General features: G+C 59.7%; 23 protein-coding genes. 10 read left to right on the top strand and 13 right to left on the bottom strand.

Annotated elements, in window-relative coordinates:
• Positions 1-10 precede the first annotated feature (10 nt).
• On the bottom strand, positions 11-919 hold the full coding sequence (gene glsB, locus ACOYXJ_RS27160; RefSeq protein ID WP_460372612.1) for a glutaminase B: 909 nt from the start codon (positions 917-919) through the stop codon (positions 11-13).
• Positions 920-1,057: 138 nt separating this feature from the next.
• Here glsB and ACOYXJ_RS27165 point away from each other — a divergent pair, with 138 nt between their 5' ends.
• On the top strand, positions 1,058-1,546 hold the full coding sequence (locus tag ACOYXJ_RS27165) for a GFA family protein (protein ID WP_460372614.1): 489 nt from the start codon (positions 1,058-1,060) through the stop codon (positions 1,544-1,546).
• A gap of 163 nt (positions 1,547-1,709) precedes the next feature.
• Here ACOYXJ_RS27165 and ACOYXJ_RS27170 read toward each other — a convergent pair whose 3' ends face one another.
• The 3 genes from ACOYXJ_RS27170 to ACOYXJ_RS27180 form a co-directional block, all read right to left on the bottom strand.
• Entirely contained in the window at positions 1,710-2,996 is a 1,287-nt protein-coding gene (locus ACOYXJ_RS27170; protein WP_460372616.1) for an ATP-binding protein, read from the bottom strand.
• Entirely contained in the window at positions 2,997-3,704 is a 708-nt protein-coding gene (locus ACOYXJ_RS27175; RefSeq protein ID WP_150794690.1) for a winged helix-turn-helix domain-containing protein, read from the bottom strand.
• A 245-nt stretch (positions 3,705-3,949) separates the two neighbouring features.
• Complete coding sequence (locus tag ACOYXJ_RS27180) at positions 3,950-4,558, bottom strand: MiaE family protein (RefSeq protein WP_150794691.1); 609 nt, start codon at positions 4,556-4,558, stop codon at positions 3,950-3,952.
• 159 nt (positions 4,559-4,717) lie between these two features.
• On the opposite strand from ACOYXJ_RS27180, the gene ACOYXJ_RS27185 reads away from it, so the two are divergent.
• Positions 4,718-5,581 (top strand): universal stress protein, encoded by an 864-nt coding sequence (locus ACOYXJ_RS27185; RefSeq protein WP_460372619.1) that lies wholly within the window; start codon positions 4,718-4,720, stop codon positions 5,579-5,581.
• Between the two features lie 208 nt (positions 5,582-5,789).
• Here the strand turns inward: ACOYXJ_RS27185 and ACOYXJ_RS27190 are convergent, their stop codons facing one another.
• Positions 5,790-6,260 carry a DUF1289 domain-containing protein gene (locus ACOYXJ_RS27190; protein ID WP_064117650.1) on the bottom strand — a complete coding sequence of 157 codons (471 nt, stop codon included), beginning with the start codon at positions 6,258-6,260 and terminating at the stop codon, positions 5,790-5,792.
• Positions 6,261-6,728: 468 nt separating this feature from the next.
• Here ACOYXJ_RS27190 and acnB point away from each other — a divergent pair, with 468 nt between their 5' ends.
• Entirely contained in the window at positions 6,729-9,338 is a 2,610-nt protein-coding gene (gene acnB / locus ACOYXJ_RS27195; RefSeq protein WP_095120281.1) for a bifunctional aconitate hydratase 2/2-methylisocitrate dehydratase, read from the top strand.
• 230 nt (positions 9,339-9,568) lie between these two features.
• On the opposite strand, the gene ACOYXJ_RS27200 is transcribed toward acnB, so the two are convergent.
• The 3 genes from ACOYXJ_RS27200 to ACOYXJ_RS27210 form a co-directional block, all read right to left on the bottom strand.
• A complete protein-coding gene (locus ACOYXJ_RS27200; protein WP_460372621.1) occupies positions 9,569-10,849 on the bottom strand; it encodes an HAAAP family serine/threonine permease in 1,281 nt (426 codons plus the stop codon).
• A 234-nt stretch (positions 10,850-11,083) separates the two neighbouring features.
• Positions 11,084-11,266, bottom strand: a complete 183-nt coding sequence (locus tag ACOYXJ_RS27205; RefSeq protein WP_064390528.1) for a hypothetical protein — start codon at positions 11,264-11,266, stop codon at positions 11,084-11,086.
• 69 nt (positions 11,267-11,335) lie between these two features.
• The gene (locus tag ACOYXJ_RS27210; protein ID WP_034152472.1) at positions 11,336-11,530 is read right to left on the bottom strand and encodes a hypothetical protein; all 195 of its coding nucleotides are present in this window, start codon (positions 11,528-11,530) and stop codon (positions 11,336-11,338) included.
• A gap of 252 nt (positions 11,531-11,782) precedes the next feature.
• Here ACOYXJ_RS27210 and ACOYXJ_RS27215 point away from each other — a divergent pair, with 252 nt between their 5' ends.
• From ACOYXJ_RS27215 to ACOYXJ_RS27235, 5 genes are all read left to right on the top strand, one after another.
• Positions 11,783-12,166 (top strand): tautomerase family protein, encoded by a 384-nt coding sequence (locus ACOYXJ_RS27215; RefSeq protein ID WP_460372623.1) that lies wholly within the window; start codon positions 11,783-11,785, stop codon positions 12,164-12,166.
• A 218-nt stretch (positions 12,167-12,384) separates the two neighbouring features.
• Complete coding sequence (locus ACOYXJ_RS27220; protein WP_460372625.1) at positions 12,385-12,909, top strand: cysteine hydrolase family protein; 525 nt, start codon at positions 12,385-12,387, stop codon at positions 12,907-12,909.
• A gap of 347 nt (positions 12,910-13,256) precedes the next feature.
• The gene (locus tag ACOYXJ_RS27225) at positions 13,257-13,739 is read left to right on the top strand and encodes a DUF4822 domain-containing protein (RefSeq protein WP_460372627.1); all 483 of its coding nucleotides are present in this window, start codon (positions 13,257-13,259) and stop codon (positions 13,737-13,739) included.
• A gap of 15 nt (positions 13,740-13,754) precedes the next feature.
• On the top strand, positions 13,755-14,183 hold the full coding sequence (locus ACOYXJ_RS27230; protein WP_460372629.1) for a hypothetical protein: 429 nt from the start codon (positions 13,755-13,757) through the stop codon (positions 14,181-14,183).
• A 170-nt stretch (positions 14,184-14,353) separates the two neighbouring features.
• On the top strand, positions 14,354-15,322 hold the full coding sequence (locus ACOYXJ_RS27235; protein WP_460372631.1) for a 2-hydroxyacid dehydrogenase: 969 nt from the start codon (positions 14,354-14,356) through the stop codon (positions 15,320-15,322).
• Here ACOYXJ_RS27235 and tssA read toward each other — a convergent pair.
• Genes tssA through ACOYXJ_RS27260 form a run of 5 tightly spaced genes read right to left on the bottom strand, consistent with a single transcriptional unit; the run spans position 15,319 to position 22,822 of the window.
• Entirely contained in the window at positions 15,319-16,401 is a 1,083-nt protein-coding gene (tssA, locus tag ACOYXJ_RS27240; protein WP_460372633.1) for a type VI secretion system protein TssA, read from the bottom strand. The genes ACOYXJ_RS27235 and tssA overlap by 4 nt on opposite strands.
• Entirely contained in the window at positions 16,398-20,219 is a 3,822-nt protein-coding gene (locus ACOYXJ_RS27245) for a type VI secretion system protein (RefSeq protein ID WP_460372635.1), read from the bottom strand. The genes tssA and ACOYXJ_RS27245 overlap by 4 nt, the downstream gene beginning before the upstream one ends.
• A complete protein-coding gene (locus ACOYXJ_RS27250) occupies positions 20,216-20,980 on the bottom strand; it encodes a DotU/TssL family secretion system protein (protein WP_102902024.1) in 765 nt (254 codons plus the stop codon). Before ACOYXJ_RS27250 ends, ACOYXJ_RS27245 begins: the two co-directional genes overlap by 4 nt.
• Before the next feature lie 18 nt (positions 20,981-20,998).
• Positions 20,999-22,330 (bottom strand): type VI secretion system baseplate subunit TssK, encoded by a 1,332-nt coding sequence (gene tssK, locus ACOYXJ_RS27255; RefSeq protein ID WP_460372637.1) that lies wholly within the window; start codon positions 22,328-22,330, stop codon positions 20,999-21,001.
• Positions 22,331-22,375: 45 nt separating this feature from the next.
• The gene (locus ACOYXJ_RS27260; protein ID WP_150794700.1) at positions 22,376-22,822 is read right to left on the bottom strand and encodes a type VI secretion protein; all 447 of its coding nucleotides are present in this window, start codon (positions 22,820-22,822) and stop codon (positions 22,376-22,378) included.
• Between the two features lie 227 nt (positions 22,823-23,049).
• Here ACOYXJ_RS27260 and tssB point away from each other — a divergent pair, with 227 nt between their 5' ends.
• Together tssB and tssC are read left to right on the top strand one after the other, a co-directional pair.
• Positions 23,050-23,592, top strand: coding sequence for a type VI secretion system contractile sheath small subunit (tssB, locus tag ACOYXJ_RS27265; protein ID WP_102902022.1), 543 nt, complete (start codon positions 23,050-23,052; stop codon positions 23,590-23,592).
• Between the two features lie 30 nt (positions 23,593-23,622).
• Positions 23,623-25,104: a type VI secretion system contractile sheath large subunit gene (gene tssC / locus ACOYXJ_RS27270; protein ID WP_016982931.1), complete on the top strand. Its 1,482-nt coding sequence runs from the start codon at positions 23,623-23,625 to the stop codon at positions 25,102-25,104.
• Positions 25,105-25,158: the final 54 nt, after the last annotated feature.

The following is a 25,158-nucleotide window of genomic DNA, read 5'->3' on the forward strand; positions in this document are numbered from 1 at the left end:
GCGGATCGGATCAGAACACCGACCAGCCAATCCGCGAACTGAGCATCTCCAGCGCCGCCATCCCCGCCAGCGAATTCCCCGCCGCATTCAACTCCGGCGACCACACGCACACCGTGAACTGCCCCGGCACCACCGCAACAATCCCGCCGCCGACGCCGCTCTTGCCCGGCAAGCCGACGCGATAGGCGAAGTTGCCCGCTTCGTCATACAGTCCGCTAGTGGCCATGATCGAGTTGACCTGTTGGGTCTGCCGAGGCGTCAGGATCTGTTCACCGCTGTGTTTGCAAAAGCCGTCGTTGGCCAGAAAGCAGAACGCCCGCGCCAGATCAATGCAGTTCATGCGCAACGCGCAATGGCTGAAGTAGCTGCGCAGCACCGCTTCGACATCGTTGTGAAAGTTGCCGAACGATTGCATCAGATACGCCATCGCCGCATTGCGCGCGCGGTGCTGGTATTCGGAGTCGGCGACTTTGCCGTCGATCATGATCTGCGGATTGCCGGACAGGCGCCGGACGAAATCGCGCATCGACAGGGTCGGTGCGGCGAAGCGCGACTGGTTGATGTCGCAGATCACCAGCGCGCCCGCGTTGATGAACGGATTGCGTGGCCGACCGCGCTCGAATTCCAGCTGCACCAGCGAGTTGAACGGCTGCCCGGACGGCTCGTGACCGAGGCGCTCCCAGATCGCTTCGCCGGAATGATCGATCGCCTGCACCAGGCTGAACACCTTGGAAATACTCTGCACCGAGAACGGCGTCTCGGCGTCACCGGCGCAGTACATCTCGCCGTCGTTGCCGTACACGGCGATGCCCAGCTGATTGGCCGGCACGGTGCCGAGGGCGGGAATGTAGTCAGCCACTTTGCCCTGCCCGATCAACGGGCGGACAGCGTCAAGAATCTCGTTCAACAGCGCTTGCATGCCGGGTTCCGAAGTCTCGCCCCATGGGATTGCGGGGACACTGGGGCTAGACGCTGCGCCCGCCCGTCGAATCACACCGGCCGCAATCGCGCGGAGTGTTCTAGGCTCAAGCGCACATTCAAAAACGGGAGAGCACCCATGCAGCTCGAAGGCTCCTGCCATTGCGGCGAGGTCACGTTCAGCCTCACCAGCGCCCATCCCTACCCTTATCAACGCTGCTACTGCTCGATCTGCCGCAAGACTCAGGGCGGCGGCGGATATGCGATCAACCTCGGCGGCGACGCGACCAGTCTCAAGATGCGCGGGCGCAAACACATCAGCGTTTACCACGCGAAGATGAAAGACGAGGGCGACAAACGCGCCCATCGCAGCACCGCCGAACGGCATTTCTGTTCACTGTGCGGCAGCGGCTTGTGGTTGTTCAGCCCGGAATGGCCGGAGCTGATCCACCCGTTCGCCTCGGCCATCGACACGCCTTTGCCGGTGCCGCCGGAGCACACGCATCTGATGCTCGGTTCGAAAGCAACCTGGGTCGAAGTCGAGGCCAAATCGAAAGACCAACAGTTCGACGTCTACCCCGAAGAATCCATCGCCCAATGGCATGAACGCCTCGGCTTGACCCGCTGAACAGTGCCCCTATAGGAGTGAGTCTGCTCGCGATAGCGGTGGATCAGGCACACCCATGCTGACTGACCCGACGCTTTCGCGAGCATGCTCGCTCCCACAGGAGAACGCATTCCATTTGTGGGAGCGAGCCTGCTCGCGAAGGGGCCGGCACAGGGCAACGCATTCAATCCAGATGCGACCAGGTCATCCGGAACGACGCCCCACCCCAAGCCGAATCGCCCACCTCAACCTGCCCGCCATGGGACTGCGATACCCGGCGCACCAACGCCAAACCCAAGCCAAACCCACCCGTACGCCGATCGCGACTGGCATCCAGCCGCGAAAACGGCTCAAAGATTTTCTCCCGCCCGTGCACCGGCACCCCCGGTCCATCATCGTTGACCCGCACTTCGTAATAATCACCCGTGCGCACCAGCGTCACTTCAACGCGCTGGTCGGCATAGCGAATCGCATTGCGCAGCAGATTAATCACCGCTCGCGCCATGAATCGCGGTTCGATACGCACGGTGTCGAGCCGGCAATCACCGATCAACAACTGCACCCCCGCCGCTTCGGCCTCCAGCGCCACGCTGCCGACCACACTGTCGAGCCAATTGGCAGCCTGGATGTTTTCACGCTTGATCACCGTCGCGCCGCGCTCAAGGCTGGCGTAGGTCAGCAGTTCCGAAACCATTTCCTCCAGCTCGCCGAGGTCGGCATACATATCGGCAATCAGCTCGCGGTTCTGGCTGGGATCCGACTGCTGCTTGAGCTGATCAAGCTCAAAAGACAGCCGCGCAATCGGCGTGCGCAACTCGTGGGACACGGCATTGGTCAGCTCACGCTGATTGGCGATCAGGCCTTCGATGCGCGCCGCCATCAGGTTGAAGTGCTCGGCCAGATCGCGGATGTTCGAGCGTTTCGACAATTGAATGCGCACCGACAGATCGTTATCGCCGAAACGTTCGGCGGCCAGGCGCAGTTTCTCCAGATCACGCCAGTGCGGACGCACCCAGAAAAACAGGACGAAGCCGATCAGCACAGCAATCATCAGGTAGGCAGCGGCGATGTAGAACGGCATCAGGCTCGGTTCGGCCGGCAAACGGATGCTGAGCAGTTGCGGGCCATCGTCAATGGCGGAAATGTACTGGCTGTACTTGTCGCGGATCACCAGCAGCCCTTTGACCAGCTCGGCTTTTTCCTCGTCGCTGAGGGCCAGTTCAGAGGTATCGACCAGCGTCAGCCCCAAACCGTAATGCGGGCGAATCGTTTCCAGCTGCCTTTCCCGGGCCGGGCCATCGAGGTCACGCAACTGCTGAGCCAACGTCCACGCTTGCCCCCGCACAGCCTCGCGGTTGTAGTCCTGCATCTGATAATCGAGCAAGGCATCAAAAGTGCGTTCGACCGTCTGCAACGCCAGCACCAGACCCATCGTCATGACCAGAAACAGCCCGAGAAATAACCGCAGCATCTACAGCTCCCACGCGAACGGATTGAACAAATATCCCTTGCCCCACACGGTCTTGATACACACCGGCTCACGGGGGTTGTCCTTGAGCTTGTTGCGCAGCTTGCTGATGTACACGTCGACACTGCGGTTGAGCCCGTCGAAGGCGATCCCGCGCATGCGATTGAGGATATCGTCGCGCGACAGCACTTTGCCGGCCGCGCTGGCCAGCAACCACAGCAGCTCGAATTCCATGGTGGTCATTTCGATGACCTCGCCCGCCAGCCGTACTTCACGGCAACTGCGGTCGACGCTCAGCTGGCCGAACTCCAAAAAACTCACCACGTTGCTGATCGGCACCTGTCGCCGTTGCAAGGCCCGCAGCCGGGCCAGCAGCACCGGCGGCTTGATCGGTTTGATCACGTAGTCATCGGCGCCGGACTCCAGACCGAGGATATGGTCGAGGTCATCTTCCTTGGCGGTCAGAATCACGATCGGCGTGTCCGACACGCTGCGAATCTCCCGACACACGTGCAGACCGCTCTGCCCCGGCAGCATCAGGTCGAGCACCACGACTTTAGGCTTGAACTCCAGAAAGGCAGCCACGGCCAGGTCACCGCGCAGCACGGTGCGCACCTCGTAGCCGTGTTGTTCGAGGAAGTGGGCGATCAGAGCCGCGAGGCGCTCATCATCTTCCACCAACAGGACTTTGCCAAAACCCAGGTTATCCATAACGCCCGTCTGCCACCCATGTGTGAAGTGGTCGGCATTATGGCGGCTTTCGTGGCGCAGGCGTTTGTTCCAGGCAGCAAAAACCGGCCGCTGGGGCCGGTTTTCGGTGATGTTTCATACTCTTAAGAGTTTTTAACATTCATGCACTGATCGCTACATCTGTAGGAGCTGCCGAAGGCTGCGATCTTTTGATCCGGCTTCTTCAAAAGCAAAAGATCGCAGCCTTCGGCAGCTCCTACACGGAGTCATGCGTTGGCAGGCACACCGCTGTGGAAGCGGAACTCTTCGTCCGGCGACTCGATCAGTTCCTGCTCGGCGGCACGGACCTTGTCGATGACCTGAGCAATGTCTTTTGCATCACCGTACTGATAGGCCAGTTTCAGATAACCCTGAAAATGCCGCGCCTCGCTTTTCAGCAGGCCAAAGTAGAACTTGCCGAGTTCTTCGTCCAGATGCGGCACCAGGGCTTCGAACCGCTCGCAACTGCGCGCTTCGATAAACGCGCCGACCACCAGCGTATCGACCAGTTTCACCGGCTCATGGCTGCGCACGACCTTGCGCAAGCCCGAGGCGTAACGACCGGCATGCAGCTGGCGCAGTTCGATCTTGCGCCGTTTCATGATGCGCATGACCTGCTCGTGGTGCACCAGTTCTTCCCGGGCCAGACGCGACATCATGTTGATCAGGTCGACGTGGGAATGGTACTTGGCAATCAGGCTCAGGGCGGTGCTGGCAGCCTTGAACTCGCAGTTCTTGTGGTCGATCAGCAAGGTTTCCTGATCGGCCAGTGCGGCCTGAACCCAGGCGTCGGGGGTGCGGCAGCCAAGGAATTCGTGGATTTCGGGAAGGATCATGGGGCTCACGGTAAAAGGTGTTCGAGCGAAGGGCGCCGATTATACCGGCCTGTCCGCAGACCACCAGCCACCACCGTTGATATGCATCAAGTCGCGCACGATCGAGCAGCAACTATAGTTGTGCAACGCCGTGCCTTTTCTTTGCTGGAGACTCCGCTCATGCAAGCCATTCGCAGCATTCTGGTGGTCGTTGAACCCGAACATTCGGAAAGCCTGGCGCTCAAGCGCGCCAAGTTGATCGCCGGCGTGACCCAGGCCCATCTGCACCTGCTGGTGTGCGACAAGAAACACGATCACGCCGGCATGCTTGGCGTACTCAAGGCTGCGCTGGTGGCCGATGGCTACAGTGTGACCACCGAGCAGGCGTGGAACGAGAGCCTGCATGAAACCATCATCGATGTGCAGCAGGCCGAGGGTTGCGGGCTGGTGATCAAGCAGCACTTCCCGGACAGTTCCCTGAAAAAAGCCCTGCTGACCCCGGCGGACTGGAAACTCCTGCGCCACTGCCCTACTCCAGTGCTGCTGGTGAAAACCGCAGGTTCGTGGAAGGACAAAGTGATTCTGGCGGCGGTTGATGTGGGCAATGCCGATGGCGAGCACCGGCATTTGCACACGACGATCATTGATCATGGCTATGACATTGCCAGTCTGGCCAAGGCGCATCTGCACGTGATCGCTGCGCATCCATCACCGATGTTGTCGGCTGCAGACCCTACGCTGCAACTGAGCGAAACCATCGAGGCGCGTTATCGCGAGCAATGTCGGGCGTTTCAGGCGGAATTCGATGTCGATGATGAGCACCTGCACATCGAGGAAGGCCCGGCGGACGTGTTGATTCCGTTCATGGCGCACAAGCTGCAGGCAGCGGTGACGGTCATTGGCACCGTGGCGCGTACCGGGTTGTCCGGGGCGTTGATCGGCAATACCGCGGAAGTGGTACTGGATGCGCTGGAGAGCGATGTACTGGTGCTCAAACCGCAGGAGGTTGAGGATCATCTGGTGGAGTTGGCGGTGAAGCACTGAGAATTAAGGTGCCTGAAACGGCCCCTTCGCGAGCAGGCTCGCTCCCACAGGGGTACGCATTTCAAATGTAGGAGTGAGCCTGCTCACGATGGCGGTGTATCGGCCGAAGACTATGTTGAATGTACCGGCCTCATCGCGAGCAGGCTCACTCCTACAGGGGTACGCATTCCAAATGTGGGAGCGAGCCTGCTCGCGAAGCTTTTGATCTTCAGGCGCCGAAGGCGTCTTTGAGGAATCCGGGGGCGATGTAGCGCTGGTAGTGCGCTTCCGACAGCAGGAAGAATTCCCGATCAATGGCATCGCGCAGTTCCGGCAGGTTCCAGTCGCGAAACTCCGGCAGCAACACCATCCCGTACGCTTCCAGATTAATGATCACCCGCGCGCCACGGGCGATCAGCTGATACGCCCAGCAATACTCCGACTGATGCGGCACGAAGCGGATCTTGCGCTGTTCCAGCTGCTCGCGCAGGCGCGCCGAATCGAAAATCTCGACCTTGGCCGCCATCACTTGTGACAGCAATTGCTCCAGACGCAACCACACTGCACGCTTTTCCTCCTCGTTGTAGCCATTCCAGTGGATCACTTCGTGATGGAAACGCTTGCAGCCACGGCACACCAGATCACCGTAAACAGTGGAGCAGAGGCCGACGCAGGGGGTCTTGATGGTCTGATTGGGCATAAGATAGGCAAAACACTGAAACGCGGAACAGGTCGGCATGTTAGCCCTTTGTCGGGCATTGATCACCCCTCAAACATCAGGGTCTCAACCGAACCGCGCGTTTGCCCCGGCCACGCGCATTGCCACGAAAGTCCAATAGAGCGCGACTTACCTTTAAATTTTTTTTGCCGTAGAATCAGCCAGCCTTTTAAGGCGCCAATGTCCGTTAGAAGCTGTTTTCAAAGCGTCACGAGCACAGTCGTTCCTTCAGAGCGGTGTTGGCGAGGGATTTTTCCAGCGGGGAAAAATCCAGCGCCAACCCTCATCAGCTCCCCGTTCTGCAGGCGTAAAACTTTGAAAGCAGCTTCTGTAAGGAATTGCCGGTAATTCTGGCCGAACGACCCACAACGTCGTGAGGAGCATGAGTACGGCAATTTCGGGATGAGCGTCCCGGACACCCATTTGGGACCACTGATGAGGGTAATAACTGTGCTTGAAGCCTACCGCAAACATATCGAAGAGCGTGCAGCCCTGGGTATCGTTCCCCAGCCGCTTAACGCCGAACAAACAGCAGGCCTGGTCGAGCTGCTGAAAAACCCTCCGGCTGGCGAAGAAGAATTTCTCGTTGACCTGATCACCAATCGCATTCCACCAGGCGTGGACGAAGCGGCCTATGTCAAAGCCGGCTTCCTCTCTGCACTGGCCAAGGGCGAAGTTTCCTCCCCTCTGCTGGACAAAAAGCGCGCTGTAGAACTGCTTGGCACCATGCAGGGCGGCTACAACATCGTCACTCTGGTTGACCTGCTGGACGACGCCGAACTGGCGCCAGTCGCTGCCGCACAACTCAAGCACACTCTGCTGATGTTCGATGCGTTCCACGACGTCGCGGAAAAAGCCAAGAACGGCAACGTTCACGCCAAAGGCGTACTGCAATCCTGGGCTGACGGCGAGTGGTTCAAAAACCGTCCGACCCTGGCCGACAAGATCAGCCTGCGCGTGTTCAAGGTCACCGGCGAAACCAACACCGACGACCTCTCCCCTGCTCCAGATGCCTGGTCGCGTCCAGACATCCCGCTGCACGCCCTGGCCATGCTGAAAATGGCGCGTGACGGCATCGTTCCTGATCAGCAGGGCGCCATCGGCCCGATGAAGCAGATCGAAGAAATGCGCGGTCAAGGCTTCCCGATCGCCTACGTCGGTGACGTGGTCGGTACCGGTTCGTCGCGTAAATCGGCGACCAACTCGGTGCTGTGGTTCTTCGGCGACGACGTTCCTTACGTGCCGAACAAGCGCGCTGGCGGTTTCTGCTTCGGCAGCAAAATCGCTCCGATCTTCTACAACACCATGGAAGATGCCGGCGCACTGCCAATCGAGTTCGACGTTTCCAACATGAACATGGGCGACGTGATCGACCTGTACCCGCATGCTGGCAAAGTCTGCAAACACGGCACCGACGAAGTCCTGACCACCTTCGAAATGAAGACCCCGGTTCTGCTGGACGAAGTTCGCGCCGGCGGCCGTATTCCGCTGATCATCGGCCGTGGCCTGACCGAGAAGGCTCGCGCCGAACTGGGTCTGCCACCGTTCGACCTGTTCAAAAAGCCAGAAGCCCCAGCTGAAAGCACAAAGGGTTTCACCCTGGCGCAGAAAATGGTCGGCAAGGCTTGCGGTCTGGCAGAAGGCCAAGGCGTTCGTCCTGGCACCTACTGCGAACCGAAGATGACCACTGTAGGTTCTCAGGACACCACCGGTCCAATGACCCGTGACGAACTGAAAGACCTGGCGTGCCTGGGCTTCTCCGCTGATCTGGTAATGCAGTCGTTCTGCCACACCGCGGCGTATCCGAAGCCGATCGACGTGACCACTCACCACACCCTGCCTGACTTCATCATGACCCGCGGCGGCGTTTCCCTGCGTCCGGGCGACGGCATCATCCACTCGTGGCTGAACCGCATGCTGCTGCCAGACACCGTGGGTACCGGTGGTGACTCGCACACCCGTTTCCCGATGGGCATTTCGTTCCCGGCCGGTTCCGGTCTGGTTGCGTTTGCCGCTGCCACCGGCGTTATGCCGCTGGACATGCCGGAATCGATCCTGGTGCGCTTCAAAGGCAAAATGAAACCTGGCATCACCCTGCGTGACCTGGTTCATGCCATTCCTTACTTCGCCATCCAGAACGGTCTGCTGACCGTTGAGAAGAAAGGCAAGAAAAACGCCTTCTCCGGCCGCATCCTGGAAATCGAAGGTCTGGAAGGTCTGACCCTGGAGCAGGCGTTCGAGCTGTCCGACGCCTCGGCAGAACGTTCAGCTGCCGGTTGCACCATCAAGCTGTCGAAAGAATCGATCACCGAGTACCTGAACTCCAACATCACCCTACTGCGCTGGATGATCGGCGAAGGCTACGGTGATGCTCGTACCCTGGAACGTCGTGCTCAAGCGATGGAAGCCTGGGTTGCCAACCCGGAACTGATGGAAGCCGATGCCGACGCCGAATACGCCGAAGTCATCGAAATCGATCTGGCCGACATCAGCGAGCCTGTACTGTGCGCGCCGAACGATCCGGACGATGCCCGTCTGCTGTCCAGCGTTGCTGGCGAGAAGATCGACGAAGTGTTCATCGGTTCGTGCATGACCAACATCGGTCACTTCCGCGCTGCCGGTAAACTGCTGGATCAGGTCAAGGGTCAGCTGCCAACCCGTCTGTGGCTGTCGCCGCCGACCAAAATGGACGCTCACCAACTGACCGAAGAAGGCTACTACGGCATCTACGGCAAGGCTGGCGCACGCATGGAAATGCCAGGCTGCTCGCTGTGCATGGGTAACCAGGCACGCGTTGAGCCGAACAGCACCGTGGTGTCGACTTCGACCCGTAACTTCCCGAACCGTCTGGGCGACGGCGCGAACGTCTACCTGGCTTCGGCCGAGCTGGCGTCCGTGGCTTCGATCCTGGGTCGCCTGCCGACCGTCGAGGAGTACATGGAATACGCTGGCAAGATCGACAGCATGGCGGCCGATATCTACCGCTACCTGTCCTTCGACCAGATCGCCGAGTTCCGTGAAGCTGCTGCGAACGCCAACATCCCGGTCGTTCAAGCCTAACGTAACGACGCAATGAAAAACGCCGCCCATCGTGAGATGAGCGGCGTTTTTTTATGCCTGATGGAGGTGGTTGCCTGTTCGGGCCTCATCGCTGGCAAGCCAGCGATGGCGGAGTGTCAGTCGACATCGTTGCCAATGACTCACCCCTTTCGCGAGCAAGCTCAACTCCCGAGCCAAAAAAAACCGCTGTGCCCGGGCAGGCACAGCGGTTTTTATCGATTGAAGCCGTGTTACATCGTCAGCTTGTAAACCAGTGCCGAAATCGCTACCAGACCTACCGCCGTAACAAACACGTTAGACGCCTGGCCACGATAGCGCGCCATCGCCGGAACCTTGCGAATGGCATACATCGGCATCAGGAACAGAATCGCCGCGATGACTGGGCCGCCGACGGTTTCGATCATGCCCAGAATGCTCGGGTTCAGGGTCGCCACGATCCAGCAGATCACCAGCATGAACGCCGCCACGATGCGATCAAGCGCTTTGGCACTTGGGCGCTTACCGCTCTTGACGATCAGTCCTTTCAGGCCTTCGCTGGCACCGATGTAGTGGCCGAGGAACGACTTGGAGATCGCCACAAACGCAATCAACGGTGCCGCAAAGGCGATGGTCGGATTGCTGAAGTGGTTGGCCAGATAAGACAGGATCGACAGATTCTGCTCTTTGGCTTCCGCCAATTGCCCTGGCGACAACGTCAATACGCAACTGAACACGAAGAACAGCACCATCAGCACCATCAACGCGTGTGCGCGGGACAGGATCTGCGAGCTGCGCTCTTCAGCGTGGACGCCATAACGACGTTTCTGATCAACCGCAAATGCCGAGATGATCGGCGAGTGGTTGAACGAGAAGACCATCACCGGAATCGCCAGCCACAGCGTATGCAGCAGTGCGGACGGCGCCGGCACCTGCGATGCCGTGGTCAGGATGCCGCCGTTCCAGTGCGGAATGAGGTAAACGGCGAGGAACAACAGCGCGACAATAAATGGATAGACCATCAGGCTCATGGCCTTGACGATCGCCTGCTCGCCACAACGCACCACCGCCAGCAAACCGAGAATCAGCACGAACGACAGCAGCGCGCGCGGTGGCGGCGTGATGTGCAGTTGATGTTCGAGGAAACTGGCGACCGTGTTGGTCAGGCCGACGCTGTAGATCAGCAGAATCGGAAAGATCGCGAAGAAGTACAGCAGCGTGATCAGCGCGCCGGCCTTGATGCCGAAATGTTGCTCGACCACTTCCGTGATGTCGGCACCCTCGCGACCGGACAGCACGAAGCGGGTCAGGCCACGGTGCGCGTAGAACGTCATCGGGAAGGCCAGCAGCGCAAGGATCACCAGCGGCCAGAAGCCACCCAGACCTGCGTTGATCGGCAAAAACAGGGTACCGGCGCCGATGGCCGTCCCAAACAGTCCCAACATCCAGGTGGTGTCCTGGCGATTCCAGCTCGAAAGTTCAGCGGGTGCTACCGCATCAAAGCGTTGATCAACGCTTTTGGCCTGATCATTCATCCGGTCGGATCTCCGCATTCCGGTCACTTGCCACTCGGTCAGGACGCGTCGGAAAAAACCGACAGACATGCTCCGGCCGAAACAGGGGCGCGATTCTCCGTGATAAATGAGCATAAGCAAAGACTTAGCTGAGGAATGGTTGTGCGGAGCAGATCAGCCGGGGTGTCGTTTTCGGGAAATTATCTGTCGTAAACAGGTATTCGTGATGTCGTTAATAGGCACATGCAAGGGTATTCAGATGGTTCGAGCCAACACCATCACGAAAGCGATCCCCACCGCGCCCATCAACATTCCAAGGCTAAACAGCAAAACCGTTTCACGCCTTTCGGCTTTGCGAAAGGGCTTCATGGCTTCTCTGAACTCAAACTCCTCTTGATACAGTCGGTCTATCCTGGCTCTGCTTTCCTCTGTGCTCATACTGCCCGCTTCCCTTTTTTTGGTGCTCTGAATCAACACGCATGCGCAACTGCAACCTGCTGCGCTCTCTTACAGCTTCAAATAAAGCCCAACGGCGGTGGCAATTGCAGTTAATGCCCCAGCCCCCACCACAAGGGGATACAAGAAAGTCTCAAGTTTCAGTTTTGCTTCCTCCGCCAAAAGCTTGCGCCTCTCCGCGCCGAGCTTTTGGGTTTCCGTTTGTAGCCTTTCGAGTTCCACATTTTTGTGGTCATCCAGATGCATGAACCTTCCTTGGCTGCTGACAGTTAACGCTCGGGAAGTTTTTCCATCCTGGACCACCTCCCATTGCTGCCCCATGATTTCGCGTTAACCGTCTGCCCGATAGCAGATGGCTCTGCCAAATGCGTAGGTAAAATCCGTGAGTTTCGTAGGTAGCCTCATACAAAAACAGCAACGAGGTCATCACCCCACACTTTCAATTTGGTTGATATGTTCTAGCGTGAATGAGTCCCCTCCCCCCCGGAGTCTCTGCCCATGCCCCTCGTTCGCATCGACATCAAACAAAACCCCGATCCCGATTTCGCCAAACGCATCGGCGAGCACATCTACGCTGCCCTGCGCAGTTGTATCGATGTGCCCGAGCACGACAACTTCCAGATCCTCACCGAGCACGACAGCCAGCACTTCGTCTACGACCCGCAGTATCTGGGGATCCAGCGCAGCGATGGCGTGGTGTTCATTCAGATCACCATCAGCGAAGGACGCACGGTGGAGAAAAAGCAGTTGCTGTTCAAAACCATCGCCGAAAGCCTGCACACACAGTTGGCGGTGCGCCTGGAAGACGTGTTCATCAATCTGGTCGAGGTCAAGAAAGAGAACTGGTCATTCGGCAATGGCTTCGCGCAGTACGTCACTTGATCCGCTCGTTGACAGCCCGATACCGGGGCCAGCATGATCGGCCCATGAACATTCGCGCGCTGCAACTCACCCGTACCACCACGACCGCCACCGGCGGGTCGTGGTGTTTCTGTCTGAGGTAAACCCAGCGCAGCAAACCCAAGGCCCCGCCAGCAATGGACGGGGCCTTGTTGTTTCTCCCGTCCGTGCGGCATCTGCAGCACCCAAGGAGAAACACCATGCCCGCAGCACTGTTGATCATCGATATGCAGGTCGGTCTGTTCCACGGACCGGAAAAGCCCTACCACGGCGCACGGGTACTGGCCAACATCCAGCGCCTGGTCGCTCAGGCTCGCGCGAATCAAGTACCGATCTTCGCCGTGCGCCACACTGGCCCGCAGGGCTCACCGATTGCCGCCGGCAGTCCATTCTGGCAACTGCTGCCAGCGCTTGAACTGGACGCTGAAATCGACACCCTCTTCGATAAATTCCGACCCAATGCTTTCCATGGCACTGACCTTGCGCGGCAACTCCAGGCCGCACAGGTAGAAGAGCTCTATGTGGTCGGCATGAAAAGTCAGTTCTGCATCGACAGCACCTGTCGCAGCGCTGCCGATCTGGGCTTCACCCCCTTGCTGGTCGCCGATGCCCACACTTGCATGGACACCGCCGAGCTATCTGCCGAAGCGATCATCAAACATCACAACGCCACCCTCGGTGCCGCCTTCGCACGATTAGTCGACAGCGCTGAAGTGACGTTCTAAGGAAGCCTCCCCTGCAATTGACGCAACCTGACTTGCTGCGGTTGCGTCAACCCAGATATTTGTTACGGCATCCCTTGTCCTACAGCATCGTGTAATTAGTCACTGACAACAGCGACGGCAACTACAGAAAACACCAACAAACAAGTGAATCAACCAACAACCTTTCAGAATATTCCTACAACTTAAACAGCCAAAAACATTCACAACAAAACATTACTAAAAACCCGATATCAGCCATTTGTTACAAACAACTACCCAGCCATTGAACAATGTTCCACGGCAGGTCTATATTTTTATCGCCCTGAATTCGAAGACTAATAATTGAAGTGTGATCAAGAGGACACAGCATGCAAAAGAACATGATGACCGGCCTGCTGTTGGCCGCACTGCTTGCCCCGCTCGCCAGCGCCAATGCCGACGTCCGCGAGCTGGCTTCTTCGCCGCGATGGCTGACCACCAAGGTCTACATCGACGGTGCCCCGGAAACCGACGTCAAAGCGAAGTACCCCGGCGTCGTTGGTATATCGACGTGGGATCCCGAGCGTAATCGATACGAGTTCTTTTACGCCGATACCGGCGAATCAAAGTACAACAACGGTGGTGGCGGTTATTTCTTTGTCACCGGCGATCAGCAACAGCACATTCTTGTGCCGGATATCGGCCCGAGCAAAACAGTTGTCAGGCGCCTTGAAACATTGAACGACCGTGAGTTCACTTATTCTCGTGAAGTCCCCCGCGACATGGTCGACAACAATCCTCTCGTGCGCATTCATGTCGTTCACGCGCCCTATACCGGAACACTAGAAACCAAGTCCGCCATCAAACAATAAAACCGGGAGTTCGATATGCAAAAGTCACTTAAAACCCTGCTGATGTCGACGTTACTGATTTCTTCTGTCTATTGCGCCGGGGTCAGCGCACAAGCTGCCACCCAGCCCGCAAAAAATGCCGTCGCCACTGCCGACAACGCGATGATGCTGACCGTGTTTCTGAAACATGATCAAACCCGCCCTTTAAGCGAACTCAAGGCCCAGCTCGCGCAACAGGGTTTCCATAAAACGTTTCCACCGGCCGGAGTCGAAGTGGTGAGCTGGAACATCATGATGGGTATCGGCCAGGTCGTAACCGTGCGCTTTCCTGTCTCGCGTCTGGCGGAAGTGAACCTTGCGCTGGAAAACACCGCATGGGGCAGTTACCGCACCGAGTTCTATCCGACCTACGATATCAAGCCACTCGCGATGGCTGAACAAGCCAAAGCCCAAGCGGCCCAATGATACCGACAGCACACCGGATCACCGGTGTGCTGCCAGCCTTGCTTCTTGTCCGAAGCCGTCCAGAATCAAAGCACCACTGCGCGAATGACAACGATTGCCAAGTCGCTGCGGATTCAGCACTCTGAAACAACTTTCGCGACCACCCCGCAGACGTTCACAGGAGCCGCGCAATGCCCGCAACCGTTCTGGTACTGGTTGAAACCATCAATGACTATTTGCCGATCCTCGAACATCAGGGCTTCCACCTGATTCTCGCCCCCACACCCGCCGAACGTGCGCAAGCCATCGCCACCCACGGTAGCCGCATCGACGCAGTGCTGACCCGCGGCCCATTGGGCCTCAGCGCCGATGAAATCGGCGCCCTGCCCGCGCTGAAAATCATCACGGTGATCGGTGCCGGGTACGAGCATGTCGACCTGCAAGCCGCGAGCAACCGCGGCATCACCGTCACCAACGGCGCCGGGGTCAATGCCTCATCGGTGGCCGACCATGCGATGGCGATGCTGCTGGCGCTGGTCCGTGACATCCCGCGTTGCGACGCTGCCGTACGCCGTGGGGAGTGGCCGAAAATCATGCGCCCGTCACTGGCCGACAAACGCCTGGGGATTCTCGGGCTCGGCGCAGTGGGCATGGCGATCGCCAAACGCGCGAACCTCGGCTTCGACATGCAGATCAGCTATCACAGCCGTCAGGTGCGCAACGAGGTGCCGTATGCGTTCTGCTCGACGCCGACCGAACTGGCGCGAGCGTCGGACTTCCTGATTGTCGCCACGCCCGGCGGCATCGGCACACAGCATCTGGTCACCCGCGCGGTGCTCGATGCGCTCGGTCCGAAAGGGTTTATCGTTAATATTGCCCGCGCCAGTGTGATCGCCACGTCGGATCTGATCACCGCGCTTGAACAACGCAGGATCGCCGGAGCCGCACTGGATGTGTTCGACCACGAGCCGCAAGTGCCGGATGCGTTGAAAACCCTGAGCAACGTGTTGCTGACACCACATGTCGCCGGCCTGTCACCGGAAGCGACGCAAGGCACGGTGGAGTTGGTGGGCAAAAACCTCGTCGCGTTCTTCTCCGGCGAACCGGTGCTGACGCCCATCGCACTGCCACCAACACTCAACAACCAGCGCGTGCACTAAAGCACGCCTAGCAACGTCCACAAACGCCGCGATTCAGCGTCGGCGCTGATCAATTCACCGAGCAATTCGCTCAGCGGCTTGTTGCCCCACTCGACCCCGCGCCGGATCAGGTATGGCACCGGGCTGTGGGGTTCGGTACGGGCGAGGTATTCGGCGATCAGCAGCAATTGGCGATACGCCTCTTCGCGATTGGCCGGCTCACGAAAGGCCAAGGCTACCGGTGCGGGTTCTTCCGGCTGCGCAACGGCGACGGGGGCTTCGACTGGCGGCGGTGGCGGTGCCGGTTGTTGTGGGTGCATGGCGATAAACTCCTGAACCAGTTTCAGCAGCGCCTGGATAGTGTCCTGCAAGGGGCGCAATCCCGGCGCCTGATCCCCCAGATAGCCATCACTCCAGGTGTTGATCCGTTGCAAGTGTTGCAGGCTCAGGAGCAGATTGCCCTGAGTGCGCAGCCAGAATGCCAGCGGCGTGGCGCGGATTTGTTCGTTGAGCTTCTTCTGTTCATTGCGTGCGGTTTCCGCCGAGGTCTTGGCGTTCTTGCTGTCGTTGGTCTGCACTTGCTGCACCTGCAAGCGCCGCCAGACTTCCAGGGTGTAAGCCTCGAAATCGCTGTTGCGGCTACCGAACAACGGCACCCGCGTGAGCAATATTTCACTGTACCGGCGCACCAGCCATTCCAGCGGAATCACCCGCCACGACTGGTCGCCGTCCTCGGCCTGCGGGTGCAGATGCTCGGGAAAGCGCTCACACAACCCGGCGACCAGCGCCAGACTCCCAGGCAAGCCGTCCAGCGCTTGCAAGTGCAGCCACGCCTCGCCGAGCCAGGCGCTGAGCATCAGGTCCTTGCTGCGTTCCAGCAATAACGTCGTCGTGAGTTTTTCGACGTCCGGCCAGTTCGCGCGCTTGAGCGTCGATTGCCAGACCCCGGTCGGCAGACTGGCGTCGTCTTCGCGACGCAGGTCGCGCAACTGGTCGAACTCACGTTCATAGCGCAGATCGACGCCGCACGGCGCATCCGCGCTGAGCGGTGTGAGCAGTTGGTCAATCAAGTCCGGCAACGTCGTCGATGGCAGGCTCACAAGTCTTCCTTCTGCGATTCAAGGGCGGCGGTGCTGCCGGTCACCTGAAACGGCGAACGCGGCGCGCGGGTTGGCAACGGCGCGATCGACAGCGGCAGTTTCGAGCCCTGGCTCATCAGCGACAGGCGCACGAACATTCGCGTGAAGTCGCTGGTGACGCTGTCCGGCGCCCCGGTCACGGGTAAACGCAACGTCAGCGGAAAATCGGTGTAATCCACGTTTGGCTGACGCTGCACCGAGAAATGCGCGCGCATCAGGCGCAGCAATGACCATGGCCCGCCGTACTCCCAACCGGCCTCCAGATCACGCACCACCAGATTCGGTTGCAGTGGATCATTGACCGGCCGTTCCTTGCCGTTACGCGCCCAGCGCAGGGTCAGGCGGACAGGCTGGCCGACCATCCAGCGCAGGTTCGGCTGCTCGGCTGCCGGATAGTTGATTTGCTGATTGCCGGCGAGCAAGCCCCAGGCAATCACCTGATCGGCGCCCAGCTCATCATCGCGATCGGTGCGCCAGCGCACGTCCAGCTCGACGCCAAGGATGCCGCTCTTGTCACGCACGAACAGCGGCGTCAGCCAAGTGCTGGCCTGCTTCAAGCGGTTGAGAAAGTCCGCCGCGGCCAGGCGCTCCGGGGTCTGGTTGGTGGCAAGGCCGGCCTGCGCAACCGGCAATTTTTTGTCGATCAGTTGCAGAAAATATTCAACCCGCGCCGGATCGGCATCCTGCATCTGCACGCCGTTGGCGAACGGAAAACGATCCGCCAGATATTGATTGAAGTAGTTGGCCAGCTCATTCCACGCCGCAGCGGCCTGTTGCACTTGCAGCATCTGGCAACGTTGCATGGCCTCCTGTTGCAACTCAACCGCGCGCATCGCCAACGTGCCGCGTCCGCCGGCGACGTTGGCGGTCTGCAACATTTGCAGGCAGGAATTGACGTCCATCTCGACGAAATCGCGGCTGACCAGTTGCTCGATCTGTGCCGGCGAACTGGCCGGGTTGGCCTCTTTGTATTTGCGCAGTTCGTCGTTGAGCGCACTGAACTGCGTCACGCGTTCGTAATCCAGTGCCGACAGATTGGCTTGCTGCGTTGTCAGCCACTGCAACGATGACGTCCGCCGCTCAGTGATGCCGAGCATGGTGTTGAACTGCTGCTTTAGGCTCAGTTTCAGATCCTGCACGTCGCTGGCGCCGAACAGTTCCAGACCGAGATTTTTCGAGCCGTCCCACTGGCTGATTTCGGCCCGTCCGCCGAACAGCGGTTGCGCGGTGATTTCATCCAGACCACCAATAAGCTGCGCCATGGCGCGGCGGTTGAGCGCCGTTTGCAGACGCGTGGCGAGATCCGCGCGATGCACCTCGACGAAAGCCTTTTGCAGGGCCATGGCTTGCTCGGCCTGCACATTGAACACAGCGTAAGGATGCGCCTGATCGTTGTGATCCTTGAGGCTCAACCACATCGCCTGGGCGGCGGCACGCTCGGCGGCTTTGAGCACCGCAACGCGATAGTCCGGTGGAATGCGGGGCAGTTCTTCGGCGATGTAACTGTTGTAGTCGGCGAAATATTTCAGCGATTCATTGAGGTCATCGCCGTCCACGGTCTGACCTTGCATATTGACGTTGTCTTCGCTGGCACGCAGGGCGACCGAAACGAAGTCACGCTTGAACAGCGCCTGGATCGCGTTATCGAGTTTCACCACTTGCTCTTGCAAGGCCAATTGCCCGCTGACTTGCTGTACCAGCAAATTGTCCCGCGAGCCGACCTGGGCGATCCATTGATCGCGGAAGCTCTGCTGCAAGCGTGACGCTTGCGTGTCGAGGTCTTGTTGGACTTGCGCGCCCAACAATGTGCTCTTGCCCACTTTGGCGAGGAAGTCACCATAACCGGGCACCAATTCCTGGCCTTTGCCACGGCTCCACGTTGCATTGGTCAGGGCAATCGCCGCTTGCAGATCGTCGACCAGCGCGGTCAGCTCTTCGAGCTCGCCCAGGCTGTTGCCACTGCCGGCCTCCAGTTGATCGAGGTGCAATTTGAGGTAACCGGCCTTGCTGACAAAGTTGTCGGCGAGGAAATATTGATCCAGCCAGCGCTGCATCAATCCGGAAAAGTTGCTGACGATCAGCGGCCGGTCGACGCTCAGGTCGAGTGCCTGCAAGCTGCCGTCTTCGCCGGCCACCAGCAACCGATTGTAGAAATTCGCGTAGGGCAAGGTGCCGGTGTTGAGGTTCAGCGACAGCGCGGCGTTGCTCAGTTGCACCAAGTCGTCCAGTGGTGCGCGTTGATTGTTTTGCAGCTGATTGAACAGCTGATTCTGCTGCTCCAATCGCAGTGCCCGATCCACCAGATCGTTCGCCTTCAGATAGTTCTGCCACTGCGCCGGGTCGTCGCTTTCGACACTGCTGCGCCGATCGGTGCTGCGGATCGCTTTGATCTGTGCCAGTTGCGCGCTCAACAGGTCATGCAGCGGCACCACCACATGACGCTGGGTGGATTGCAAGACTTCCTGCTCGAGCTGGTTGTCGAGCGAAGAAAACCACGACGTCGGGAACACCAACGAGACATAGTTCCAGTGCGGCGCGCGTTCCAGGACGCGCCAGAAGGTCTGCACATTGCGCCGGGTCGAGTCGACCCGCTGCGCTTCATCGCTGATCGCCACGTAGCCCTTTTGCGCGCCCTGCATCTGCCGCGCCAGTTCGTGAGCATCCTTGACCGACGCATGCCAGACCCACAACATCGCCACCGCCCAGACCACCCCGACGACCAGCGCGATCCCGGCAGTCAGCCGCTGCCAACGCTGGCGCAGACGCAACAGGCGCGGTACGCCGTGCGCCAGACCACGCTCGCCGACCAATCGCTGGCGCCACAACTGTCGGGCAAACGCGCTGCGCTGCAAGCCGCTGTCATCCACGGAAAACCCGTCCTGCGCATCCTCCCCGGCCACATTGGCGGTGAAATACACACCACGAAAACACGGTGCCTCACCTTGCGCATTGCCCTGAAACACCGGCTCCAACACGTTCTGCAAACCGCGTCGCAAGGTTTCCAGACGATCCGGCAAGGCATACAGATCCGCACTCAACTGCCCGGACAAGGTGCCAATTTCAATCACCGCTTCGGCCACCGCGCGGTGCAGACGATCCAGCGCCTGATCGCTCCACTGGCCTTGCCAGACGGCATCGCGCGCATAGGGTGACGACCAGCCCAACGTGGCTTCGCGCGCCTCTTGCGGCAAGGCGCTGATCAGATCCTGAACCCCCGGCAATTCCTCAAGCCCGGTGACAATCACATACACCGGGACACTGAGCCCGAAGCGTTGCAGCAGGTCGATAAAGCGCCGACGCGCGGCCAGACCCAACTGAGTTGCTTGCTCAAGATTACTTAGCCGACTGACTGGCACCGTCCAGACCACTGCGTCCAGCGGCCGTTTACTGCGCAGCCGCAGGATCAGGCCGAGCAGCCGCCACCAACTGCCGCGTTGCAAGTGCATGCCGTCGTCCGGCAGAAACAATGCTTGCGGCACCACCAGCACAGCCCCTTCGGGGTCCGACCACCAGCGGCCGAACCACGCCGGTTTATCGGTCGGTTGCAGGCGCCATTCTGTGACCAGTTGCGTGCCTTGGACTTCGTCGCCGAGCATCAGCAACCATGGCATCTGATAGCGGTCAAGATTGCCCTGGTCGCGTTCCATATGGCGCACGGAGGCATAGAAACTGCGGATCGCTGCGCCACTCTGCGTGCGTAACCACCACACCGCCACCACGATGATCACCAGCAACAACAGCAGCGCGATGCACCACGCAACGATCGTCAGCGGGCTCATGAGGCTTGCTCCGGCGCACTCACCCTATCGCCGCTTTGCAGTGCCGGCGCCAACTCCTGGCCGATGTCCCGCCACAACCAATGCCCCAGCGCGGTCAACAACAGCACCATCGCCAGAATACCCAGTGCCAGACGAAAGCCATCCGGCAGCGCCGTGCGCACCGGCAGTTGCAGCGCCGGTGTTTGTGAGGGCTGCACCAGGCGCTGACTGACATCGGCGTAACTGGCTTCGTCTTGCCAGGCCAGGTTGTACAGCGCCAACCGCCATTTCTCCAATTGCGCCTGACTGTGTTCACCGCGCAGACGGCCATGGAAACCGAGGATCAGACACTGCAGGTACACGTTGGCCAGATCGCGAGTGGTCGGCTGCTGTTCTTCGAGCAAGGTTTGAATCGCTGCAGGTACTTGTTCGCCCGCCTGACGGCTGGAATACAGCCGCGACTCCAAGGGTTTTTCCTGCCACGCCGCTTGGCCGGGCCATGGCGTGAACAGCAGGGTTTCGTCGACCAGCGCGACAAATGCATATACCAATGCCTTGACCTGTTCGGTCGCCGAATCGCCGACCCGCGAATAGGCCGTGCGCCACAATCGCTGTGAAGCCTGCGTCGAGAGTTCGACGACGGTCTCGACCAGCGCCGCTTCGTCCTCGCTGTCCTTGGGCAATTGCACCCAATCCTGTTGCCATTGCTGCCAGGTCTGGCGGAACGCGCTGCTCAACGGTGCGTCCTGCAACCCAAGGCTTGCGGCACTTCCCTGCGACATACGGCGTTCCTTGTGTGATCAGGCACTTTCATTGTTCTGGGCGATAAACAGCACCACTTGCCATGGACTGCTGGTCAGCTTCGCCGCCGGTGCAGCAATCATCAGCGGCAGTTGCGCATCGAACCACGCGCCTGCGGCAGTGATCACAAACAGGCGCGTGTCTTCGCCGACGCTGTAGGCAACCTGCTCACTGCGGCTCATGGCCTGATGGGATAACCCGCTCATGCGCTGACGGCTGAGCAGCGCAATGTGCGGCGCCGAGGCGATGATCGCGCCGCGCAACCAGTCGATCGCGGCTTGCTCACTGGCACCGTTGGGCATGCGCAGACCGATGACCAGACGCTGACTCGGCTGCTCGTCCGGCAACTGAATCGAGAAGCTCTGCTCACTGCGTTCGAACGGCAGGCTGCGATAACCGGCCCGAATCATTTCCAGGGTGGTTTCCAGCCATTGCAGCACCGCGTCGTAACCGCGCTGCAATTCGACAAAATCCAGCGGGGCAAACGCCGGCACGCCGGCCAGCGGATCGAGCGCCGACCACGCGCCCGCCAGTCCGAGCAGATGCACATAAAGGGTTTGCGGATGGGCGATGCGGCTGTTCAGCGTGCCTTCGACTTCCGGCAGGCGCGCCCATAACGCGGTCAACTGACGGCGAATTTCCAGGGCGTCGTCCTGATTGCCGGCCTGCTGCGCCTGACGCAAGCGGCCGCCGAGAAACAGGCATTTCTCCCGTGCCCTCGCGCAGAGCCCGGCGATGCGTCGGCCAAGTGCGGATTCCGGTAACAGGATCGGCGTCGGCGGGGTGTAGGACAACGGCAGAAACCCACCACCCTCCTTGCGGATTTTCAGCAGCGGCAGGCAGATTGAATCGGCTTTGTTCAATTGCGTGCACAAACGCGGATTGGGTCGCCACACGGTAATTGATTCGGGAAATTCACCGCTGGTGAGATCCGGCAACGCCTCCCCCACTACCGACTGCATCCGGCCCTTGAGCGGCAGCAATTGCCCGGCGCGCCACATCGGGCTGATTGCCAGAAACACCGTGACGGTGGCATCGTCGGCGGCATCGATCGCCGCGCTGACGTCCAGTTCCAGGGTTGGCCCGGTGCCGGCCTGCAAGTCCACCGGCAGACCATCGGGCATCGTTCCTTGCAGCGACAGCACACGCACCATGCCGGCGCTCAGCGCCGAAGGATCGAACTCCATGTGGCTGACGCCCCAGAACCACGGGTTGCACGCCTGCGCCAGGTGCGCACCGAGCGCTTCGGCCCGCAGCCCCTGCAACTGAAAATGCTGCGGCAACAATTGCATGCCTTCATGCCAGCAAACCGCGTCAGGTAGCAGACTCATACGACTCCTTTCGACCCTGCCGCAAGCCGGCGGCGAGCGGTGTTTTCAATTTTCCCGGCTGACCAGATTCATCTCGCGACTGTCGAATTTCAGCCATGCCTCGCGCTGATCATCGAGGCGTAATCGGTGCGCTCCGGGTGTGTTATAGCTGGCGAAGACCAAAAGTCCAGCAGCCTTCTTGCCCCCCAACGGGAAGGGTTGGCGGTCGATGAATTGCCCCGGCACCAGCTCCAGTCCCCACACGCTCATCAACTGACGATAGTCGCGCTGGTACTGCTCGCGCCCGGCGAACCACTGACTGGCGCTGATACCGGACAATTGCTTGAGCAGATCAGGGTCGGCGACCGCGATGAAATCCACGGCAATCGGCGTGTCGTCGTTGGCTTTGGGCGCGACGTCGAGGGTCAGGCTGTCGAGGTCCACCCTCGGCCCGAAGAGGGAGCAACCGGCCAGGGACGCAAACAGCAGTGTTAGAAAAAGTCGTCTACGCAAAATGAATTTTCCTTTTCACAAGCCTGTCCAAAAATGTTTTTGCTTGCTTTTTTATAGACCTGTTCTAGCGTCTTGGGTAGTTCGGTTCCTACAGCCGAATCAAGAAGGTTTGTCAAAGGAACGACAGGTCATCTGCCTCCCTTTCTAACCTACGGTCCAGCAAGGGAAAGCGATGAACGGGCCTCCCCGATGCATTGCGCCCGCTCATCGCATCGGAGTCCGCCGTCATGGCAGAAAGTACTCAGCACAAGCTCGACCGGGTGCGCCCGCCCCGAGTGCAAATCACTTACGACGTCGAAATCGGCAATGCCATCGAGAAAAAGGAACTGCCACTGGTGGTCGGGATCCTCGCTGACCTCTCGGGCAAGCCGCTCGAACCATTGGCAAAACTGACTGACCGGCGTTTTACCGAAATCGACCGCGACAACTTCAACGAAGTGCTCGCCTCGATCGGCCCGCGCGCCACGCTGCAGGTCAACAACACCCTGAGCGGCGACGACAGCAAGCTCAACATCGAGCTCAATTTCAAACACATCGACGACTTCGATCCGGTCAAAGTGGTGGAGCAAGTCACCCCGCTGCGCCGCCTGTTCGAGGCCCGCCAGCGCCTGCGCGATCTGCTGACCAAACTCGACGGCAATGATGACCTGGACAAGCTGTTGCGCGACGTGATCGCCAACACCGAAGGCCTGCAGGAAATCAAATCGGCCCGCCCGGACACCGCTACCCCGGCAGCAGATGCCGAAGCGCCGGCCGAACCGCAAGCCTGATCGTCCACTTAATCGAGGGGAGAATTCGCCATGCCCGCTTCAGCTCAGAAACAAGCCAGCGACAGTACGACCGAGACACTTTCCCTGCTCGACCAGATCATTCTCGACGGCCGCATGGCCCACGATGACAGTCAGCAGGATTACGCCCGCGACATGCTCGCGGAGTTCGCCACCCAGGTCCTCGACGAAGGCATGGCCATCGACAAGGACACCGTGGCGATGATCAACGACCGTATCAGCCAGATCGACGAGTTGATCAGCGCCCAGCTCAACGAGGTGTTGCACCACCCCGATCTGCAGAAACTTGAAGCCTCGTGGCGCGGTCTGCACATGCTGGTGCAGAACACCGAAACCAGCACCCGGCTGAAACTGCGCCTGCTCAACGTGACGCAGAAAGAGCTGCAGAACGACCTGGAAAAAGCTGTCGAATTCGACCAGAGCGCGCTGTTCAAAAAAATCTACGAGGAAGAGTACGGCACCTTCGGTGGCCATCCGTTCAGCCTGCTGGTCGGTGACTACACCTTTGGCCGTCACCCGCAGGACATCGGCCTGCTGGAGAAACTGTCGAACGTCGCCGCCGCTGCCCATGCACCGTTCATTGCCGCCGCCAGCCCGCGCCTGTTCGACATGAACAGCTTCACCGAACTGGCCGTGCCGCGTGATCTGTCCAAGGTGTTCGAGAGCCAGGAGCTGATCAAGTGGCGCTCGTTCCGCGAGAGCGAAGATTCGCGCTACGTGTCTCTGGTGCTGCCGCATTTCCTCCTGCGTCTGCCCTACGGCCCCGACACCTCGCCGGTGGAAGGCATCAACTACGTCGAAGACGTCAACGGCACCGACCACAGCAAATACCTGTGGGGCAATGCCGCGTGGGCGCTGTCGCAACGCATCACCGAAGCCTTTGCCAAGTACGGCTGGTGCGCGGCGATTCGTGGCGCTGAAGGCGGCGGTGCGGTGGAAGGTCTGCCAGCGCATACGTTCCGCACCAGCTCCGGCGATTTGTCGCTGAAATGCCCGACCGAAGTGGCGATCACCGATCGCCGCGAAAAAGAGCTCAACGATCTCGGCTTCATTGCCCTGTGCCACAAGAAAAACAGCGACGTTGCGGTGTTCTTCGGCGGCCAGACCACCAACAAGTCCAAGGTCTACAACACCAACGAGGCCAACGCCAATGCGCGGATCTCGGCGATGCTGCCGTACGTGCTTGCCGCCTCGCGTTTCGCCCATTACCTGAAGGTGATCATGCGCGACAAGGTCGGCAGCTTCATGACCCGCGACAACGTGCAGAGCTACCTCAACAACTGGATCGCCGACTACGTGCTGATCAACGACAACGCGTCACAGGAAATCAAGGCGCAGTACCCGTTGCGTGAAGCGCGGGTGGACGTCACCGAAGTCGCCGGCAAGCCCGGCGCCTACCGCGCGACGGTGTTCCTGCGGCCGCACTTCCAGCTCGAAGAGCTCACCGCGTCGATCCGCCTGGTGGCGACTTTGCCGCCACCGGTTGCTGCCTGACCTGCTTTGCCCTCGCCGCAGCTGCGGTGGGGGCTTTCTCTATCTAGCGCGACA

It is taken from the genome of Pseudomonas sp. Tul2A7, assembly GCF_054790505.1.

Coding starts and splice junctions, on each gene's coding strand:
- glsB (WP_460372612.1), bottom strand. CDS start 919: ATGCAAGCGCTGTTGAACGAGATTCTTGACGCTGTCCGCCCGTTGATC.
- ACOYXJ_RS27165 (WP_460372614.1), top strand. CDS start 1,058: ATGCAGCTCGAAGGCTCCTGCCATTGCGGCGAGGTCACGTTCAGCCTC.
- ACOYXJ_RS27170 (WP_460372616.1), bottom strand. CDS start 2,996: ATGCTGCGGTTATTTCTCGGGCTGTTTCTGGTCATGACGATGGGTCTG.
- ACOYXJ_RS27175 (WP_150794690.1), bottom strand. CDS start 3,704: ATGGATAACCTGGGTTTTGGCAAAGTCCTGTTGGTGGAAGATGATGAG.
- ACOYXJ_RS27180 (WP_150794691.1), bottom strand. CDS start 4,558: ATGATCCTTCCCGAAATCCACGAATTCCTTGGCTGCCGCACCCCCGAC.
- ACOYXJ_RS27185 (WP_460372619.1), top strand. CDS start 4,718: ATGCAAGCCATTCGCAGCATTCTGGTGGTCGTTGAACCCGAACATTCG.
- ACOYXJ_RS27190 (WP_064117650.1), bottom strand. CDS start 6,260: ATGCCCAATCAGACCATCAAGACCCCCTGCGTCGGCCTCTGCTCCACT.
- ACOYXJ_RS27200 (WP_460372621.1), bottom strand. CDS start 10,849: ATGAATGATCAGGCCAAAAGCGTTGATCAACGCTTTGATGCGGTAGCA.
- ACOYXJ_RS27205 (WP_064390528.1), bottom strand. CDS start 11,266: ATGAGCACAGAGGAAAGCAGAGCCAGGATAGACCGACTGTATCAAGAG.
- ACOYXJ_RS27210 (WP_034152472.1), bottom strand. CDS start 11,530: ATGCATCTGGATGACCACAAAAATGTGGAACTCGAAAGGCTACAAACG.
- ACOYXJ_RS27215 (WP_460372623.1), top strand. CDS start 11,783: ATGCCCCTCGTTCGCATCGACATCAAACAAAACCCCGATCCCGATTTC.
- ACOYXJ_RS27220 (WP_460372625.1), top strand. CDS start 12,385: ATGCCCGCAGCACTGTTGATCATCGATATGCAGGTCGGTCTGTTCCAC.
- ACOYXJ_RS27225 (WP_460372627.1), top strand. CDS start 13,257: ATGCAAAAGAACATGATGACCGGCCTGCTGTTGGCCGCACTGCTTGCC.
- ACOYXJ_RS27230 (WP_460372629.1), top strand. CDS start 13,755: ATGCAAAAGTCACTTAAAACCCTGCTGATGTCGACGTTACTGATTTCT.
- ACOYXJ_RS27235 (WP_460372631.1), top strand. CDS start 14,354: ATGCCCGCAACCGTTCTGGTACTGGTTGAAACCATCAATGACTATTTG.
- ACOYXJ_RS27245 (WP_460372635.1), bottom strand. CDS start 20,219: ATGAGCCCGCTGACGATCGTTGCGTGGTGCATCGCGCTGCTGTTGTTG.
- ACOYXJ_RS27250 (WP_102902024.1), bottom strand. CDS start 20,980: ATGTCGCAGGGAAGTGCCGCAAGCCTTGGGTTGCAGGACGCACCGTTG.
- tssK (WP_460372637.1), bottom strand. CDS start 22,330: ATGAGTCTGCTACCTGACGCGGTTTGCTGGCATGAAGGCATGCAATTG.
- tssB (WP_102902022.1), top strand. CDS start 23,050: ATGGCAGAAAGTACTCAGCACAAGCTCGACCGGGTGCGCCCGCCCCGA.
- tssC (WP_016982931.1), top strand. CDS start 23,623: ATGCCCGCTTCAGCTCAGAAACAAGCCAGCGACAGTACGACCGAGACA.